General features: G+C 73.4%; 1 pseudogene. It reads left to right on the top strand.

Annotated elements, in window-relative coordinates:
- Positions 1-1,487, top strand: a pseudogene (locus tag G3N64_RS39085) (LuxR family transcriptional regulator); the annotation flags it as partial.

Here is a 1,487-nt window from a genome sequence, read left to right as displayed (position 1 = left end):
CGCGGCTGTTCGAACGCGTCGACGGCTGGCCGCTCGGCCTGCAGCTCGCGATGGCCGCGATGGCGCGCTCGGCCGATCCGCGCCAGGCGGTCGACGCGCTCGCCGCCCGGGTCGACGGCACGCGCGACCGGCTCGTCGAGCTGCTGCTCACGAACCTGTCGGCCGACGACACGGCGTTCCTGACCCGCACGAGCGTCGCCGATCGCCTGCATCCGTCGTTGTGCGCCGCGCTGCTCGACGATGCGGACGCGCCCGACCGTCTCGCGCGGCTCGCACGCGACACGCCGTTGTTCATTGCATCGGACGATTCGGACTGGTGCCGGCTGCATCCGCTCGTGCGCGACACGCTGCGCGACCGCCTGGCCGCGGGCCCCGACGCCGAGCGCAGCGCGCTGCATGCGCGTGCGGCCGCGTGGCTCGACGCACACGGGATGACCGAGGAAGCCGCCCGCCACGCGTATGCGGCCGGCCAGTTCGAGGTGGCGTATGCGCTCGCGCAGCGCTGTCTCGAGGATGCGATCAAGCAGGGCCGCATCAACGACGTGCTCGACTGGCTCGCGCTGCTGCCCGATGCGGAGCTCGACAAGCGTCCGACGCTGCGCGTCGCGGTTGCCTGGGCGCTGGCGCTCGGCGAGCGCCATGTCGAGGCGCAGCGCCAGATCGCCGGCATCCTCGCGGATACCGGCACGCCCGCGGCGATGCGCTACGAATGCGCGCTGATCCTCAGCGCGGCCGCGTATTACGCCGACGAAATCGACCGCTTCGTCGCGCTGTTCGAACCGTGGGCCGACTTCACGCCGCCGGCGTCGACGTGGCTCGCGCAAATGCACGCCAACCGGCTCTCGGCGCGCGCGATCATCGTCGGCGAACCGGCGCAGGCACGCCGTTTCCAGCATGCCGCGCCGCGCGGCGAGACGGCGGCCGGGTTCGGCTATGTCGCGCGCTGGGGCGAGCTGATCACGGGCCTGAGCTACCTGCGCGAAGGCCAGGTCCGGCTGGCCGACGACGCGCTGTCGCCGGCGCTGGCACGCGCGGAAGCCGATCTCGGGCGCCGCCATCCACTCACTTGCATGCTCGCGGCGATGTGCGCGGCGCTCGCCTACGAGGCCGATCGCGTCGACCAGGCCGCCGCGCTGCTCGCGAACCGGCTCGACGTGCTCGAACACTCGGGCACGCCCGATACCGTGCTGCTCGGCTATCGCACCGCCGCGCGCATCGCGCTGCTGCGCGGCGTCGAGCACCGCGCGATCGACCTGCTCGAAGCGCTCGACGCGATGGGCGTCGCGCGCCGCCTGCCGCGCCTGTCGGTCGCGAGTCTCGCCGAGCAGGTGCGCATTCATGCGGCGCGCTATCGCGAGGCGACCTGCCATGCGCTCGTCGAGCGGATCGATGCGATCGCCGCGGCGGAGTTTCCGTCGCACGGGCCGTTGTGGCGGCGCCCCGTCGTGCTGCTGCAGGCGACCGCGCATGCGGGCGCGGCGCTGGCC

The organism is Burkholderia sp. Ac-20344 (assembly GCF_017104975.1).
GTDB lineage: Bacteria > Pseudomonadota > Gammaproteobacteria > Burkholderiales > Burkholderiaceae > Burkholderia.
The sequence above is the reverse complement of the archived record's forward strand: the minus strand, read 5'-3'. Positions and strand labels throughout refer to the sequence as shown.